Below are 16,936 nucleotides of genomic sequence, written 5' to 3' on the forward strand. Positions count from 1 at the left end.
CAGGGGGTGAGCGTCCAGAGTCCCCCGAATTTCGCCGCACGCCTGCTCGGCTGGTACGACCGGTCGGCGCGCGATCTGCCATGGCGTTATCCGCCGGGCAGGGAGGCGATACCCGACCCCTATCGCGTGTGGATGGCCGAGATCATGCTGCAGCAGACGACCGTCGCGGCGGTCGCAGGCTATTTTCGGCGCTTTCTGGAACGCTGGCCGACGGTTGCGGATCTGGCTGCGGCCGATGATGCCGACGTCATGGCAGCATGGGCGGGGCTGGGGTATTATGCGCGGGCGCGCAATCTTCTGGCCTGCGCGCGCACGGTCGTGGCCGAGCATGGCGGCGTCTTTCCCGATACCGAGGCGGAGCTTCACGCCTTGCCGGGGGTCGGCGACTATACCGCCGCCGCGGTCGCGGCGATTGCCTTCGGCCGCCCGTCGATCGTCGTCGACGCCAATATCGAACGGGTGATCGCGCGGCACCGCCTCATCGAAACCCCGCTTCCCGCTGCGAAGCGCGAGATCAAGACCGCGCTCGCGCCTTTGGTGCCGCAGGATCGCCCCGGCGATTTCGCGCAGGCGCTGATGGACCTCGGTGCCACCATCTGCACGCCGCGGTCGCCGGCTTGCAGTATCTGTCCCGTCATGGCCGATTGCGCCGCGCGCGGTCGTGCCGATATCGAGCGCCTGCCGGTCAAGCCGCCGAAAAAGGCGAAACCGCAGCGCTATGGTATCGCCTGGTGGATCGAGCGCGACGATGCGATCTGGCTCGTCCGACGTCCCGACAAGGGTATGCTCGGCGGAATGCGCGCGCTGCCGGGCGATGCGTGGAGCGATGAGGCGCCGTCCGAGTCCGGGATCGTCCATGTCGACCATGGCTTCACGCATTTCGACCTCCGCCTGACATTGGTTGCCCGCGAAAGCGAGCATGCCGCAGGGGAAGGCGAATGGTGGCCGCTTTCGGCGCTTGACGCGGCCGGATTGCCGACGCTCTATCGAAAACTGACCGACAAGATGCGGGAGAGGATTGCATGAACATGATGGTTTCGCGCCGGACGCTGCTGGGCGGCATGGCGCTTGGCGGCGCGGGCGCGCTGCTTCCGGGCGCGGCCTTTGCGTTGAAGGCCGACGGCGCCGCGCTCTATCCCTCGACCGCCGCTTTCATCAAAGGCTTCGTCGACCGGCGCGAGCTCGCCGGCACCCTCGCCGCGATCGGCAAGGGACAGGATCTGCCCGACATCTTCGGCGCCGGTACACAGGCGATGGATTCGACGAAGGCGGTCGACGGCGACACGATCTGGCGTCTCTATTCGATGACCAAGCCGGTCACCGGTATCGCCGCGATGATCCTGATCGAGGAAGGCAAGCTGAAGCTCGACCAGCCGATTGCCGACATCCTGCCTGCCTTTGCCAGGATGAAGGTGCAGAACACTCCCGACGGATCGCTCAGCGACGTGCGTGACGCGAAGACGCCGATCACCGTGCGCCACCTGCTCACGCATACCGCGGGTCTCGGTTACGGTATCGTCCAGAAGGGGCCGCTGCGCGACGCCTATAACGAGCAGGGGATTCTCGGTGGGCAGGTCAGCCGGCTGCCGATCCCCGGTTTCCCGCCCGCGACGCCCGCACCCAGCCTCGCCGCCTTCGCCGACCGCCTCGCGAAACTGCCGCTCGTCTACGAGCCGGGCACGCGATGGAGCTATTCGGTCGGGCTCGACCTGCTCGGCCGGGTGATCGAGGTCGTGTCGGGTCAACCGTTCGATCTGTTCCTGAAGGCGCGCATCTTCGATCCGCTCGGCATGAAGAGCACGGGGTTTCAGGTCGCTGCGGCCGATGTCGGCCGCTTCTCGACCAACTATGCGCCGTTCAGCGGGGCGCTGCTGCCGATCGATCCCGCGACCAGCTCGATCTATCTCGACAAGCCCCCGATTCCCTACGGCGGCGGCGGCCTTGTCTCGAGCGCGCGCGATTACGACCGCTTCCTCGCGATGCTGCTCGGTGAGGGTGAGACCGGCGGTGTCCGCATCCTGAAGCCCGAGACCGCGAAGCTCGCGATGTCGAACCTGCTTCCGGCGGGAACCGACACCAGGGGCACGTTCGTCGATGGCGAAGGTTTTGGCGCGGGCGGGCGCGTCTCGCTGCCGACCTCGATCACCGGCGAGGGGATTTACGGCTGGGGCGGTGCGGCGGGAACGATCGCTTTCGTCGATCGCAAGCGCGGCTACCGCGTCGGAGGCTATGCCCAATATATGCCGTCCGAAGCGCTCCCCTTCCAGAGCGGTTTCGGTAAGGCCTTCTTCGCCGACGCCATGGCGCGCTGATGCCCTTGCCACTCGGGTTCACGGGCGCGCGGCTCGACCGCGCCGACCAGCTTCGCACCGATCCGGACGCCTTCGCGGCGACGATGGCCGATCCGCGCGCGACCTGCCTTGCAATGGACGGGATCGATTTCGTACCGGGCGAGCGTGGCGGTCTGCTCTGGGAGCCGCTCGATCCGGCCGACGAGCGGCCGCTGCTGCTGCTCGGGATCGACGATGCGGGCGCGCCGCGGTTCGTTCGCGGTCCGGCGCCGGGCGCGCGGATCGACGCGCGCTCGCGCACCGTGATGCGGCTGCTGCCGCTGCTGTCGCCCGAGGAGGCGGCGCTTTATGGCGGCGCGCGCAGCCTTGTCGACTGGCACGCGCGGCATGGCTTTTGCGCCGTCTGCTCGGCGCCGACCGCCGTATTCCGTGGCGGCTGGGGCCGGAAATGCGGTCAGTGCGGCTCGGAACATTTCCCGCGCGTCGATCCCGTTGTCATCATGCTCGCCGAATATGAAGGCCGTGTGCTCGTCGGCCGCCAGCCGGGCTTTCCGCCCGGATTCTTCTCGGCGCTTGCAGGCTTCGTCGAGCCGGGCGAATCGCTCGAGGAAGCGGTGGCGCGCGAATTGTTCGAAGAAGCGGGCATTCAGGTCGCCGACGTCAGCTATGTGGCGAGCCAGCCTTGGCCCTTCCCATCATCGCTGATGATCGGTTGCCGCGCCCGCGCGCTCGATCCCGCGCTGACGCTCGACACGACCGAACTCGAAGCGGCGATGTGGGTCGACCGCGCCGAAGTGCTGGCCGCGCTCGGCGGCGATATGGGGGCAAGCTTCATGGCACCGCCGCCGCTGGCGATCGCGCGCTATCTGCTGGAAGATTGGGTAAAATAATTCCTCCCTGTGGCGAAGCCATGGGGAGGTGGCAGCGCGGAGCGCTGACGGAGGGGCTTTAACATCGCCCCTCCACCACCCGCTTCGCGGGCGGTTCCCCTCCCCATCGCTGCGCGACAGGAAGGATCATCAGGCTCAGAACTTCTTGCCGGTGATCCGGCCGATTTCCTTGGCCACCATCGCCTCGACCATGCCGGGCAGGTTGGTGTCGAGCCAGTCCTTGAGCATCGGGCGCAGCGCGTCGAGCACGACCTCTTCCATCGTCCGCGTTCCGGTAGCCGCGGGTGCCGGTGCGGGCGCGGGATTTACTGCGGCGGTGAGCGCTTCGAGCGACTGGCGCGCGGCGTCGGCGCTTGCGGCCGAGACCAGCTCTTCCTCGGTCGGAATTACCGGCGCGGGGACGGCATCGTCTTCTTCGTCGTGAAGGTCGAGGACATCCTCATTCGCGGCGGGCGCACGCTGGGTGCGGGCGCTGGGGGCCTCGTCACGTGCAATAACGCGCCGAATCGACGACAATATATCTTCCATCGACGGCTCTCGCGACAAATCGCCCATTACTGCCCCCTTATGCCCCACGAACGGAGGGTCGCCCCGATCGGGCGGTTAACCATCATCCTACCGGGGGGAGGCGGGCTTTGCCAAGCCCTATTGTCGCCAGCCCTATTGTGGCAGGGCGGTGTCGACCGATGCGGGGACGTTCGCGGTTGCCGCGGGGACGCCCTTGGTGTCGGTCGCGACCTGCTGCGGCTTCGGATCGTCGGCCCAGTCCCAGATCTGGCCCTTCACGCGGCGATAATTGACCTCGGGGTCATAGAGCGTGCCGCCCGAATCGATGCCAAGGTCGCGGGCTTCGGCCTTGCCCATCGCGGCGAGGACCGAGAAAGCGGCGACATAGGAGTTGCGGCGGGCCGAGACGAGCTGGACCTGCGTATTCAAATATTCCTGCTCGGCATTGAGGATGTCGAGGATGGAGCGGGTGCCGACGCTGTTTTCGGCGCGGACGCCCTCCAGGGACAGGCCGTTCGCGCTCACCGCCTGCTCGGTCGCGGCGATGATTCGCTCGTTCGCCTGCCACGCGGCATAGGCGCCGCGTGTCTGGGCGATCACGTCGCGTTCGACCCCGACATAATTTTCGATCGCCTGGCTGGTACGCGATTGGGCCTGACGGACCTGGGCCGAGGGGCGTCCGCCCTGAAAGATCGGCAGCGTCAATGTGACGCCCGCGGTGGAGCTTTTGGTCGTCTGCGCGAAGCGATTGCCGTTCTGGTCGACACCGCGGAGCGACCCCAGATAATCGCTATAGCCGCCGCCGAGAGTCGCCGACACTTTTGGCATGCGAGCAGCGCGCGCGACGCCAATGTCGGCGCGGCCCGCGTTGATGAGTTCATTCGCCGACGCGATATCGGGATTGTTGTCGAGCGCGATCGCAACCGCCTCCTCGGCGGTCGTCGGCAGATTCGGAAGCGCCGGGGGCGCCTGCAGATCGACCGGCGCATCGCCGACCAGCTTGATATAGGATTCGCGGCTGCGGATCAGATTCGCCTCGGCGGTGCGCAGGTCGCCCTCGGCCAGCGAAAGCCGCGCCTGCGACTGGGCGACGTCGGTGCGGGTCAGGTCGCCGATCTCGAACCGGTCGCTCGTCGCCTGCAAATTGGTCTTGAGAACCGAGACATTCTTCTGGTTGAGCTGGACGATCGCGATGTCGCGGATCACATCCATATAGGCGCCGACGACCTGCGAGAAGATGCTCGCTTCGGTCGCACGAAGGTCGGCCTGCCCCGCCTCGACGCGATATTTGGCGGCCTTCACCGCATTGCGTACTGCGCCGCCTTGATAGATGGGCACCGACAGCTGGGCGTTGACGCCCAGGATGCGGCTCGGCGAAGTGAAACTGTTGCCCGGAATGACCAGATATTCCTGATATTCGGCCTGCGTTCCGACATTGGGCAGTCCCGACGCCTTCTGGATAGGGACATTCTCGTCGTTCGCGCGCTGGCCGGCGCGGGCGCCGGTGAGCGTCGGGTTGTTCTCATAGGCTTTGGCGAGTGCGCCCTGCAGCGTTTCGGCCTGCACCGGCGATGCCACGGCGAGCGCGCCGATCGCCAATCCGGCGAGCCAGCGCGTGCGGCGACCGGTCTTGATAATATCTCTGTCGTGCATCGTGATGTTCAGCCTGAAACGGGGAGGGAGACGCCAGCTCAGAATTGGAAGCCCTTGGGCGTATCGAAGCCGGGCAGCGGTGCGACGTCCATATCGGCGAAGGCGCGGATTGCGATCGTGCCGCCGGTCTTCACGCCCTGGACAAGGCGCGTGACATTACCCTCGCGCCGGGCCGCGACCAGACGGCCGCCCTCGGCGAGCTGTGCGGCGAGGGCATCGGGCAGCGTTTCGATTGCGCCGTCGATGATGATGCGGTCGAACGGACCGGACTTCGGTGCGCCCTTGGCCAGCGGGCCATCGATCCAGTGGATGGTATCGCCGGTCGTCGCGGCCTGCGCAGCGGCGAGCAGGTCGGCCTGTTCCTCGACCGCGTGGACTTCGGCGCCCAGCCTTGCGAGCAGCGTCGCCGTATAGCCGGTTCCCGCGCCGATCAGCAGCACGCGGGCGCCGGGACGGATGTCGGCGGCGACCAGCAGGCGGCCGGTGACGAGCGGCGCGTTGAGCATGCGGCCGCCGCCAAGGTCGATCGCACGGTCCATATAGGCAACGCTCGAAAGCGCGGCGGGCACATGCGCCTCACGCGCGACGACGCCCATCGCGGCGATCACCGCAGGATCGATGACATCGCTCGTCCGCAGCTGGCTGTCGATCATCGCCGCGCGCATCTCGGCGGCCCCAATCTCGCTCAATTTCGTGGCCATTCTTCTGTTTCCGCTTCCCTGGGATTCAAAGCCTTGTGGACACTCCTAGCCTAAGCTGGGCTGTGTTGCAATGATAATACAGCAATGCTGCGTCTCGCGCCGCGCATAGCCGGTGGCGGCTGGGCCGCCAAGTATGCTTCGCGCGCGCCGGGATGCGATCGCACAAAATTGCCGAACAAGCGCATTGCCAGTGCGGGGCGAAATCGCTAGGGGCGCTCTCTCCACGCAATCTGCATCTGAGGCCCGATGGCGGAGTGGTGACGCAGAGGACTGCAAATCCTTGCACGCCGGTTCGATTCCGGCTCGGGCCTCCACTCCTTTCAGCAAGCGAAAAACGCCTGTGCGGATGCATTGCATTCGTAATCGATGCGCGCCATGCAGGGCATGCTCTGGCCAATATGGCCGGCGCGCGTGTTCCAATAAAATATCGTGTTTTCAGTATTTTGATGGAGTATTCTCCTTCTCCCGGCGCGCGCCTGTCGTGGGGATGCAACGATAATTCGGTCGCCTCGGCCCGCATGCGGGCGCGTTGACAAAGAGAACGTTATCATTTAGGTGAACGTTCACATTGAAATGCCGTCAACAGAGCGGCGTAAATTGGGAGGGTTACGGGATGCAGGCTCCGCAGAAGCTTTGGCTCGCCAGATTGCTGGTCAGTACGTCGGCATTGTCGCTGATGGGCGCCGCACAGACGGCAATGGCGCAGGAGGCGCCCGCCGATGGCGTGAGCAGCGGCGACGAGATCGTCGTCACCGGCATCCGGGCCAGCCTTGAGTCGGCAACCGCGATCAAGCGCGACGCGATCGGCGTCGTCGATGCGATTTCGTCCGAAGATATCGGCAAATTCCCCGACACCAACCTCGCCGAATCGCTGCAGCGCATAACCGGCGTTTCGATCGACCGCTCGAACGGCGAAGGTTCGACCGTCACCGTCCGCGGCTTCGGCCCCGAATTCAACCTCGTCACGCTCAACGGTCGTCAGATGCCGACTGCGATCATCGGCGATGGCGGCAGCGCGCCGTCGTCGCGCTCGTTCGACTTCGCGAACCTCGCGTCCGAAGGCATTGCGGCGGTAGAGGTCTATAAGAGCGGCCGCGCGACCATTGAGTCCGGTGGCATCGGCTCAACGATCAACATCCGCACCCCGCGCCCGCTCGACAAGCCGGGCATGTACGGCAGCCTGTCGGTCAAGGGCGTCTATGACAGCTCGCGCAACGAAGGCCATCCGGTCACCCCGGAAATCTCCGGCATCTTCAGCACAACCTTTGCCGACGACACGATCGGTATCCTGATCACGGGCTCGTACCAGAAGCGCAAGTCGAGCGAGAACAAGGCCAATGTTGGCTGGCGCGACGGCTATCTGGGCAGCGAAAACAATTGGGGGTCGCTGGCGCAGCCAGGCGATCCGCGCTTCCCCAACATCACCAACCGTCCCGATGCGACCGATGTCTATCAGGTGCCGCAGAACGCGTCCTATGACCTCAACGATATCAACCGCGAGCGCATCAACGGCCAGGCGGTGCTGCAGTTCCGCCCGACCGACCAGCTGACCGCGACGCTCGACTACACCTATTCGCGCAACACGGTGCAGACGCGCAACAGCAACGTCGGCATCTGGTTCAACCATGAGGATACGTCGAGCGCGTGGACCGACGGTCCGGTCGCCGGCCCGATCTTCTACACCGAACGTTTCGGTGCGCCGCCGGCGCCGCCGAGCCAGACCGCGCTCAACGGCGGCAAGGATCTGTCGTACAGCGGCGGCCTCTCGGACAATCGCGCCGAGAACCGGTCGATCGGCTTCAATCTCGCCTGGAAGGGCGACGACGGCATCTCGATCAACCTCGACGCGCATCATTCGACCGCGACGGTCAAGCCGGTAAACCGCTTCGGGTCGAGCATGTCGGTCGGTAATGCGATCTTCGGCGTCCAGAACCAGACGATCAATTTCGAGAACGACCTGCCGGTCATTTCCTATCAGATGTATCCGGGGATCGACCCGCTCAACGCGTCGCTGATCCAGCCGACGGGCAACGCCTTTCGTGCTGCCTATTTCCGCGACGCCATCAATCAGGTGCAATTGAGTGGCCGCTACGATCATGAGGGCGGTTTCCTCGACAGCATCGATTTCGGTGTCTCCTATGTCGAGAACAAGGTCCGCTCGGCCTTCGGTACGATCCAGAACGACACCTGGGGCGGTGCGGGCCCGGCGTCGGACATTCCCGACGACATCTTCACCCTGCAGACGCTGCCCGACAAATTCCCGGGCCTTGCGCAGCCGGGGATGATCCAGAGCTTCTATAAGTTCGATTTCGAGCGAATGGCCGACCTGATCGAAGATCTTTACGGAACGTGCAGCAATCCGCAGACGGGATCGCAGGCGATCCCGGGAACCTGTATCGCGACCTACAACACCGACCGGCGGATCAGCGAGAAGACGCTGGCACCCTATCTGCAGGTGGCGACCAAATTCGACCTGTTCAGAAATCCCGCGCATTTCGTCGCCGGGGTCCGGTACGAGACGACCGACATTTCGTCAGCGGCGCTGGTCCCGGTGCCGACGGGAACGCGCTGGGTCGGCGACAATGAATTCAACATCATCTTCTCCGGCGACAGCGACTTCACGCGCTTCAAGGGATCGTACGAGAACTGGCTGCCCGCGTTCGACCTCGACGTCTCACCGATGGAGAACATCAAACTGCGGGCATCGTACAGCCATACGATCACCCGCGCCGACTATGCCAATATGCAAGGCGGGCGGACGCTCGACACGCTGTTCCGCGTCGGCGGCGGCACCGGGGCGCAGGGCAATCCGGGCCTGATCCCCTACAAGTCGAAGAATATCGATCTGTCGGCCGAATGGTATTATGCGCCCGGCAGCTATCTGTCGGTCGGCTATTTCCACAAGGATGTCAGCAACTTCATATCGACCACCCGCGTCGATACCGAAGCGTTCGGGCTCAAGACCCCGGTCGGCGGCCCGCGCTGGAACGCGGCGCTGGCAGCGCTTGGGCAGAACGCGACGGTTACGCAAATCCGGCAGTATATCTTTGCCAATTATCCGGGTTCGGTGAACATCACCGGGGGCGGGCCCGGCACCTATGTCGGAACGATCAATACGCTTCCCGAGGATCCGGCGCTCAATTTCCAGATCACGCAGCCGATCAACAGCGACCAGACCGCATCGCTGAACGGCTGGGAATTCGCGCTCCAGCACAGCTTCTGGGACACGGGTTTCGGTGTCCTGCTGAACTATACGATCGTCAATGGCGACGCCGTCTATGACAACAGCCAGCCGGCATCGGTGCCGCAGTTCGCGCTCACCGGTCTCAGCGACAGCGCCAACGCCGTTGCCTATTATGACAAGGGTGGTCTGCAGGCGCGCGTTGCGTGGAACTGGCGCGACAAGTTCCTGCAGGCGACCGGGCCGAACCCGACCTATGTCGAGGCCTATTGGCAGATCGACGCGAGCGCGAGCTACGAGTTCATCCCGGGCTTCACCGCCTTTGTCGAGGCGATCAACCTGACCGGCGAAGGGCGGCGCGCGCATATGCGCGACAAGAATAATGTGACCTTCGTGTCGCCCGGCTTCGCCCGCTACGCCGCGGGTGTCCGGTTCAGCTTCTAAACGCGGCGTCCCCCGTCCGCCGTTGGCGAGAGAGCCGCGCCTCCGTTCGAGGTGCGGCTCTTTTGCGTGACGGACGGCAACGAGGGGTTTAGGAACGTTCCCAATGACGAAAATGGTCGAGAGGGTGGTCATCGTAGGCGGCGGCACCGCGGGCTGGCTCGCGGCGTCGCTGATCGCCTGTTCGCGCCGGGCCAAGGCCGCGCCGCTGTCGATCACGCTGGTCGAGGCGCCCGACGTTCCGATCGTCGGGGTCGGCGAGGGAACCTGGCCCACGATGCGGACGACGCTGGCGACGATCGGGCTCGACGAGGGCGATTTCCTTGCCGCCTGCGACGGCGCGTTCAAACAGGCCTCGCGCTTCGACGGCTGGGTCGATGGCTCGGCGGGCGACTCCTATCTCCACCCCTTCACGACGCCGCCGGCGGTGCCGACCGGTGAGTTGCTCGCCGCGTGGCAGCAGGCGTCGCCCGATCAACCTTTCGCTGCGGCGATGAGCGCGCAGGCCGCGGTCTGCGACCTCCACCTCGCGCCGCGCCAGCGCACAATGCCCGGCTATCAGGGCGCGACCAACTATGCCTATCATTTCGCGACCGAGAAATTCGGCGCGATGCTGGCCGCGCATTCGAAATCGAACCCGCTGATCACTCATATCCTCGACCATGTGACCGGCGTCCGGCACGCGGGCAATGGCGATATCGAGGCGCTGACCACGCGCAGCGGCCGCGAGATCGAGGGCGACCTCTTCATCGACTGCAGCGGCTTCAGGGGCCTGCTGATCGACGGCGCGCTCGGCGTCGAGTGGATCGACCGCAGCGCTCATGCCTTCAACGACCGCGCGATCGCCTCGCAGGTGCCGGTGCCGCCGGGCAGCCCGATCGCATCGCAGACGATCGCGACGGCGCACGAAGCGGGGTGGATCTGGGACATCGGCCTGCCGTCGCGGCGCGGCATCGGCTGCGTCTATTCCAGCCGCTTCATGGATGCCGAACGCGCCGAGCAAATCCTGCGCGACTATATCGCGCGCGAACTTCCCGGCGTCGAGCCCGAGAGCAAGGTGTTCGGCGTGCCGTTCCGGCATATCAGCTTCAAGACCGGTCACCGCGCACGCTTCTGGGAGAGAAACTGTCTGTCGATCGGGCTCGCGGCGGGCTTCGTCGAGCCGCTCGAGGCATCGGCGATCGTACTGATCGAGCTGTCGCTGCGCGCGCTCACCGACAATTTTCCCGCCGATCGCGCCGCGATGGACATCCACGCCGACCGCTTCAACGCGCTGTTCCGCTATCGCTGGGATCGCATCATCGAGTTTCTGAAGCTCCATTATGTGCTCAGCCGTCGCGATGAACCCTATTGGTGCGCGCACCGCGATCCCGATCATATCCCCCCGCACCTCGCCGAGATGCTCGAACTGTGGCGGAGCCAGCCGCCGTCTTCTTGGGACTTTCCCTATGTCGACGAGATTTTCTCGGCCGAGAGCCACCAATATATCCTCTATGGCATGGGCTTTCCCCCGGCGGTCGGCTGGCCCGCGAGCGATCGTGCGCTGGCTGCGCTTGCCGAAATGAAGCAGCGCGTGCGCACGCTTGCCGCGGGCCTGCCGACCAACCGTGTCTATCTCGACGCGCTCGCCGCCGATCGCCTCGCTGCCGCCGAATAGGAAGACGAACTGAATGACCAGCCACGCCATCCTCGACAGCAATACCCACCGCGAACTGCGCGTGCGCGCCGAGATGGGCGCGGATCTGGGCGACGGGGTGATGGCGACGCTGACCGTGCCGTCCGAATTCCGCCGCGTGCAGGGCCATTTCCCGATCCTGTTCCGGCGCGAGGCGGGACAGGAGCACTATTTCGCGGTCGCGCTGCTCGGTTTCCAAAGCGGCGAGAATCTGTTTCTCGACGGAGCGCGCTGGGACGCGGGGTATCGCCCGCTGTCGCTTGCGATCCAGCCCTTCCTCGTCGGCCGCGCCGCCGACAGCGATGCGCCGGCGCAGGTGCATGTCGACCTTGCGCACCCGCGCCTAGCCGAGGGCGGCGAGGGCGTGCGGCTGTTCGATGCGGGCGGCCTGCCGACGCCGTTTCTGGAGGATATCGCCGACAAGCTCGGCGATCTCGACGAGGGTTACCGGCAAAGCGCGGCTTTCTTCGCGGCGCTCGCCGAGCATGACCTGCTCGAACCCTTCACGCTCGAGGTGACGCTCGACGACGGGTCGCTCAATTCGCTCGTCGGCTTCCACATCATCGACGAGGCTCGGCTGCGCGCGCTCGACGCTGCCGCGCTCGGCGCGCTGCATGCAGCCGGGCACCTGATGCCGATTTTCATGGCGGTGGCGTCGTTGGCGCAGGTGAAGGCGCTCGTCGATCGCAAGAACCGCGGGCTCCGCGATGGCTGAGCGCGACAGCCCGATCTACGACCGTCTGGCGCGCGTGCCCGAACGCGACTGGCGCGGTGCAGGCGGGATCGATGCGGTGTCGGACGGCGCGCATGAGCCGTTCGTTCTGCGCGGGCTGGTCGAGGACTGGCCGCTCGTGGCGGCAGGCCGGCGGTCGGCGCAAGCAGCCCGCCGCTATCTGCTCGATCATGCACGCGACCGCGCCTTCACGGTGTCGATCGGTCCGCCGGGGCACGACGGCCGGCTCTTCTACGACGCCGACATGGCAATGAATTTCCGCAGCGGTACGGGCAAGCTCGGCGATATCTTTGCGGGGATCGACAAGGGCGAGGAGCTTGGCGACATCCGCACCGTCTATCTCGCCTCGATCGACATTCCGGCGCATTTCGAGGGTCTCGATGAGGCGAACCCGGTGGACCTCGGCACCCGAGATCCCTTGAAGAGTATCTGGATCGGGACACGGACACGGATCGCAGCGCATAATGATTATCCCGACAATCTTGCCTGCTGTGCCGTCGGGCGTCGCCGCTTCACGCTGTTTCCGCCCGACCAGTTCCGCAACCTCTATCTGGGGCCGATCGACAATACGCCGGCGGGTCGCGCGGTGAGCATGGTCGATTTTGCCGCGCCCGACCTTGCGGCGTATCCGCGTTTCGTCGATGCGATGGCCCACGCGCAGACGGTGGAACTCGACCCTGGCGATGCGATCTTCATCCCGTCGATGTGGTGGCACCATGTCGAGGGGCTCGCGGACTTCAACATATTGGTCAATTACTGGTGGCGGCGTACGCCGGCCTGGCTCGGCCAGCCGCAGGAGGCGCTCAATCACGCGATCCTCGCGATCCGCGACCTGCCGGAGGAAGATCGCGCGATCTGGCGCGACCTGTTCGAGCATTATGTCTTCGGCGCCGACGAGAGCGTCACCGATCATATTCCCGAGGCCGCGCGCAGCATCCTTGCCCCACTTACCCCCGAAAGCGCGGGGCGACTGCGCGCCTTTCTGTTGAGGACATTGAGCCGATGAGTGAAACCAGACCAAAGCGCCGGGTCGTGATCGCGGGCGGCGGTACCGCGGGCTGGATGATGGCGGCCGCGATCGCACGCACGATGGGATCGACGGTCGACCTGACGCTGGTGGAATCGGAGGCGATCGGGACGATCGGCGTCGGCGAGTCGACCATCCCGCCGCTCGTCAATTTCAACCGCATCCTCGGCATTCCCGAACCCGACTTCATGCGCGCCGCGCAGGCGACCTTCAAACTCGGCATCCTGTTCGACAACTGGAAATATGACGGGCACAGCTATTTCCACAGCTTCGGCCTGTCGGGGAAGGATCACTGGTCGGCGGGCTTTCAGCATTTCTGGCTCGCCGCGCGCGCCAAGGGCCATCCGCATAGCTATGACGATTATTGCCTCGAGCTGGTCGCGGGGCTGCAGGGCAAGTTCGCGCATCTGCCCGAAGACCGGATGAACTACGCCTATCATGTCGACGCGACGCTTTATGGCCGCTTTCTCCGCAAGCTCGCCGAGGCCGACGGCGCCAAACGCGTCGAGGGCAGGATCCAGAAGGTCGAGCTCGATGGCGAGAGCGGCAACATCGCCGCGCTGCTGCTCGACGGGGATCGTCGCATCGAGGGCGACATGTTCGTCGACTGCACCGGCTTTCGCGGGCTGCTGATCGACGGCGCGCTGCATGCGGGGTTTGAGGACTGGTCGCACTGGCTGCCCAACGACAGTGCGATCGCGGTGCAGTCGGACCACCTCGGGCCGCCGATGCCCTATACGCAGGCGATCGCGCACGATGCCGGCTGGCAATGGCGCATTCCGCTCCAGCACCGCATGGGCGCGGGAATCGTCTATTCGAGCGGCTATCTGTCGCGCGACGCGGCCTATGAGCGGCTGATGTCGAGCGTCGGCACGCCGCGGATCGAGCCGTTCGACATCAAGTTCAAGGGCGGCGTGCGGCGCAAGCAATGGTTCCGCAATTGCGTGGCGGTCGGGCTTGCCGGCGGTTTCGTCGAGCCGCTCGAGGCGACGACGGTGCATCTGATCCAGCGCGCGGTGCTGCGCTTCATACGCCTGATGCCCAACGGCCGCGTCAGCGAACGCGACGCGATCGAGTTCAACGAGCAGCAGCGGCAGGATATCGAGCAGATCCGCGACTTCGTGATCCTGCACTATAAGGCGACCGAACGCCGCGACAGCCCCTTCTGGCGCCATGTCGCGGCCATGCCCGTGCCCGACAGCCTGCAGCAGAAGATCGAACTGTTCCGCGAGACCGGCCGCACCTTCCGCAAGAATGAGGAATTGTTCGCCGAGAATAGCTGGGTGCAGGTGATGATGGGGCAGGGGGTCGATCCGCAGAGCTGGCACCCGATCGCCGAGAAATTGTCCGACGAGGAACTCGACCGCTTCATGGCGGGTCTTCGCGAAACGGTCGCACGCACGGCGGCGACCCTTCCCGAGCATCAGGCCTATGTCGCGCGCTATTGCGGCGCGCAGGAACCGCAGGCGGCGTGACGATGCGGAAAAAGATGGAAATTGATCGGGTTCGCGGCTGGCAATCGCGCCGTGACACCGCTAGCAGAGCCGGGCGTAAGCTTGTGGGGAACGGAGCGGACTGATGGGGCGCCGGCGGCAATCGGTGACGATCAAGCATGTGGCGGCCGACGCGGGGGTTTCGCTGCAGACGGTGAGCCGCGTCATCAACAATGAGCCCAATGTTCGCCCCGAAATGAAGGAGCGCGTCCAGGCGTCGATCGACAAGCTGGGCTATGTCCCTTCGATCGCCGCGCAGCGGATGAGCGGATCGCGCTCCTATCTGATTCTCGCGATCAACGACCGTGAACGCACGATCGCCGATTGGAAAGCGCGGCAAGGCACCGACTGGGTCGACCAGATGTTGTTCGGCGGCATGCTGAAATGCGCCGAATTCGGTTACCGGATGATCTTCGAGCTGGTCGATACGCACAGCGACCATGTCGAGCGCGAGCTGCGCGCGACGATCGCGGCGCTCCAGCCCGACGGGGTGATCCTGACCCCGCCGCATTCGGACAATCCACTGATCGTCAATCTGCTACACCAGCAGAAAATTCCGTTCGCGCGTATCGGTTCGCACGGCGGCGAGGCGGGAATCGCGCTGACGATGGACGACGAAGGGTCGGCAGCGCTTGCGACGCGGCACCTGATCGGACTGGGCCACCGGCGCATCGGCTTCATCTCGGGCTCAGTCGAATATGACCTCAGCCATTGGCGCATCGACGGCTGGAAAGCCGGGATGGTGGCGGCCGGGCTGCCGGTCGACGGACTGCTCGCCGAGGGCGATTTCAGCTATGCCTCGGGCGAGGCGGCCGCGCGCGCGCTGCTTGGCGGGGCAAACCCGCCGACCGCGATAATCGCGAGCAACGATCAGATGTCGCTCGCCACGCTGGAGGTCGCGCGCGAACTGGGGCTCGACGTGCCGCGCCAATTGTCGCTCGTCTGTTTCGACAACACGCCGGTCGTGCGTTTCAGCCAGCCGCCGCTCACCGCGGTCGATCAGCCGGTTGCCGAAACCGCCTCGCGCGCGGTCGAACTGATCATCGCAGCACAGCGCGGGGCGCCGCGTCCGACCGAGCCGGCCGTGGTCAGCGGCACTCTGGTCGAACGAGGCTCGACGGCGCCGCCGGGTGGCTGAGGGCGGCGCGCTGCATCGCCAGTCGATGCGGTTCCTGCTGCTCTATGCGCTCGCTGCGGCGGGAGGCGCCATCGCCTATGTTCCATTCCTGACCTTGCTGCTTCCTGCGCGCGTGGCCGAGCTTGGCGGTGCGAGAGATATCGAGTGGCTCGGCTATCTGACCTTTTGCGGCGCGGTTGCCGCAAGCATGGGCGGCGTTGTCTTCGGCTGGCTTAGCGACCGGACGCAAAGCCGGCGGGCGTGGGTCTTTGCCGGGCTGGTGTCGAGCAGCGCGCTGCTGCTTGTCATGCCAAGCGCCCACAATATTTCGGCGCTGATCCTGATCGTCATTGGCTGGCAGCTCTCGCTCAACATGATGTTGGGTCCCTTGGCGGCATGGGCGGGCGATGTCGTGCCCGATGCGCAAAAGGGGCTGCTCGGGGGGCTGCTCGCCTTCTCGCCCGCGCTCGGGGCCTGGTCGGGGGCGCTAGTCACGATGCCGGGCCTCGTTGCCTTCGACGAGCGGTTGATGGCGATCGTGATGCTTGTCGCGGCGGCGGTCCTGCCCGCGCTGTTGTTTGCCCGGCCGCGCATCTTTCCGGAACTCGCAGATATAAGTCCTGCCGAGCCATCGGCCGCGACGCGCCCGGGGCAACCTGCGATCCGCATGTGGCTGGCGCGCCTGCTCGTTCAGATCGCCGAGGCGGCGCTCTTTGCCTATCTCTATTTCTGGTTCCGCTCGATCGATCCCGCGATGGGCGACCGTGAGAAGGCAGGGCTGTTCAGCCTTGCCCTGACCGTAGCGGTACCGGTGGCGCTGCTCGCCGGTCGCTGGGCCGATCGCAACGATCGCCCGTTCGTACCACTTGCCATTGCCGCAACGATCACGACCGTCGGCCTGCTCGGCATGGCGCTGGCCACCGGCCCGGGATCGGCGAAGGCAGCCTATCTGGTCTTCGGCGTCGCGACGACCGCATTCCTGTCGCTGCACGCCGGCCAGACGCTTCGCGTCCTGCCGCGCGCCGATCATCGCGGCCGCGACTTGGGCATCTTCAATCTCACCAATACGATCCCGTCGCTCGTGATGCCTTGGCTCACCATTTCGCTCGTCCCGGGGTTCGGTTTCGACGCCCTTTTCCTGTTGCTCGCGGCGCTTGCCGCGGGCGCGGTGCTGCTTCTCGCCACGATGCCGGACGCTCCGCGCTCTTCCTGAATCCTGGCGTCCAA

At 65.5% G+C, this 16,936-nt stretch carries 13 protein-coding genes and 1 tRNA gene; 11 read left to right on the top strand and 3 right to left on the bottom strand.

All coding sequences use genetic code 11. The features are described 5' to 3' along the window. The first annotated feature begins 6 nt into the window (after positions 1-6). From mutY to nudC, 3 genes are read left to right on the top strand one after another with little or no spacing between them, the layout of a single operon-like run. Positions 7-1,026 carry an A/G-specific adenine glycosylase gene (mutY, locus tag ACQY80_RS08910; RefSeq protein WP_428685669.1) on the top strand — a complete coding sequence of 340 codons (1,020 nt, stop codon included), beginning with the start codon at positions 7-9 and terminating at the stop codon, positions 1,024-1,026. After that, on the top strand, positions 1,023-2,312 hold the full coding sequence (locus ACQY80_RS08915) for a serine hydrolase domain-containing protein (RefSeq protein ID WP_428685671.1): 1,290 nt from the start codon (positions 1,023-1,025) through the stop codon (positions 2,310-2,312). The genes mutY and ACQY80_RS08915 overlap by 4 nt, the downstream gene beginning before the upstream one ends. Further along, positions 2,312-3,181 carry an NAD(+) diphosphatase gene (nudC, locus tag ACQY80_RS08920; protein ID WP_428685673.1) on the top strand — a complete coding sequence of 290 codons (870 nt, stop codon included), beginning with the start codon at positions 2,312-2,314 and terminating at the stop codon, positions 3,179-3,181. The genes ACQY80_RS08915 and nudC overlap by 1 nt, the downstream gene beginning before the upstream one ends. Positions 3,182-3,316: 135 nt before the next feature. Here the strand turns inward: nudC and ACQY80_RS08925 are convergent, their stop codons facing one another. The 3 genes from ACQY80_RS08925 to ACQY80_RS08935 form a co-directional block, all read right to left on the bottom strand. Next, positions 3,317-3,736 carry a DUF2497 domain-containing protein gene (locus ACQY80_RS08925; protein ID WP_428685675.1) on the bottom strand — a complete coding sequence of 140 codons (420 nt, stop codon included), beginning with the start codon at positions 3,734-3,736 and terminating at the stop codon, positions 3,317-3,319. Between the two features lie 105 nt (positions 3,737-3,841). Beyond that, on the bottom strand, positions 3,842-5,341 hold the full coding sequence (locus tag ACQY80_RS08930) for a TolC family outer membrane protein (RefSeq protein WP_428685677.1): 1,500 nt from the start codon (positions 5,339-5,341) through the stop codon (positions 3,842-3,844). 38 nt (positions 5,342-5,379) lie between these two features. Further along, entirely contained in the window at positions 5,380-6,030 is a 651-nt protein-coding gene (locus ACQY80_RS08935) for a protein-L-isoaspartate O-methyltransferase family protein (RefSeq protein ID WP_428685679.1), read from the bottom strand. 252 nt (positions 6,031-6,282) lie between these two features. On the opposite strand from ACQY80_RS08935, the gene ACQY80_RS08940 reads away from it, so the two are divergent. From ACQY80_RS08940 to ACQY80_RS08975, 8 genes are all read left to right on the top strand, one after another. Continuing rightward, positions 6,283-6,356 (top strand) — tRNA-Cys (locus ACQY80_RS08940). A 299-nt stretch (positions 6,357-6,655) separates the two neighbouring features. Then, positions 6,656-9,667 carry a TonB-dependent receptor gene (locus ACQY80_RS08945; protein WP_428685681.1) on the top strand — a complete coding sequence of 1,004 codons (3,012 nt, stop codon included), beginning with the start codon at positions 6,656-6,658 and terminating at the stop codon, positions 9,665-9,667. 103 nt (positions 9,668-9,770) lie between these two features. Then, a complete protein-coding gene (locus ACQY80_RS08950; RefSeq protein ID WP_428685683.1) occupies positions 9,771-11,321 on the top strand; it encodes a tryptophan halogenase family protein in 1,551 nt (516 codons plus the stop codon). A gap of 13 nt (positions 11,322-11,334) precedes the next feature. Continuing rightward, positions 11,335-12,054, top strand: a complete 720-nt coding sequence (locus ACQY80_RS08955; RefSeq protein WP_428685685.1) for a SapC family protein — start codon at positions 11,335-11,337, stop codon at positions 12,052-12,054. Continuing rightward, positions 12,047-13,078 (top strand): cupin-like domain-containing protein, encoded by a 1,032-nt coding sequence (locus ACQY80_RS08960; protein WP_428685687.1) that lies wholly within the window; start codon positions 12,047-12,049, stop codon positions 13,076-13,078. Before ACQY80_RS08955 ends, ACQY80_RS08960 begins: the two co-directional genes overlap by 8 nt. Next, positions 13,075-14,574 carry a tryptophan halogenase family protein gene (locus tag ACQY80_RS08965; protein ID WP_428685689.1) on the top strand — a complete coding sequence of 500 codons (1,500 nt, stop codon included), beginning with the start codon at positions 13,075-13,077 and terminating at the stop codon, positions 14,572-14,574. The genes ACQY80_RS08960 and ACQY80_RS08965 overlap by 4 nt, the downstream gene beginning before the upstream one ends. Before the next feature lie 103 nt (positions 14,575-14,677). Continuing rightward, a complete protein-coding gene (locus ACQY80_RS08970; RefSeq protein ID WP_428685691.1) occupies positions 14,678-15,730 on the top strand; it encodes a LacI family DNA-binding transcriptional regulator in 1,053 nt (350 codons plus the stop codon). Continuing rightward, positions 15,723-16,922, top strand: a complete 1,200-nt coding sequence (locus ACQY80_RS08975; protein ID WP_428685693.1) for an MFS transporter — start codon at positions 15,723-15,725, stop codon at positions 16,920-16,922. The genes ACQY80_RS08970 and ACQY80_RS08975 overlap by 8 nt, the downstream gene beginning before the upstream one ends. The last annotated feature ends 14 nt before the right edge of the window (positions 16,923-16,936 follow it).

This window comes from Sphingopyxis sp. (genome assembly GCF_965279755.1).
Lineage (GTDB): Bacteria > Pseudomonadota > Alphaproteobacteria > Sphingomonadales > Sphingomonadaceae > Sphingopyxis.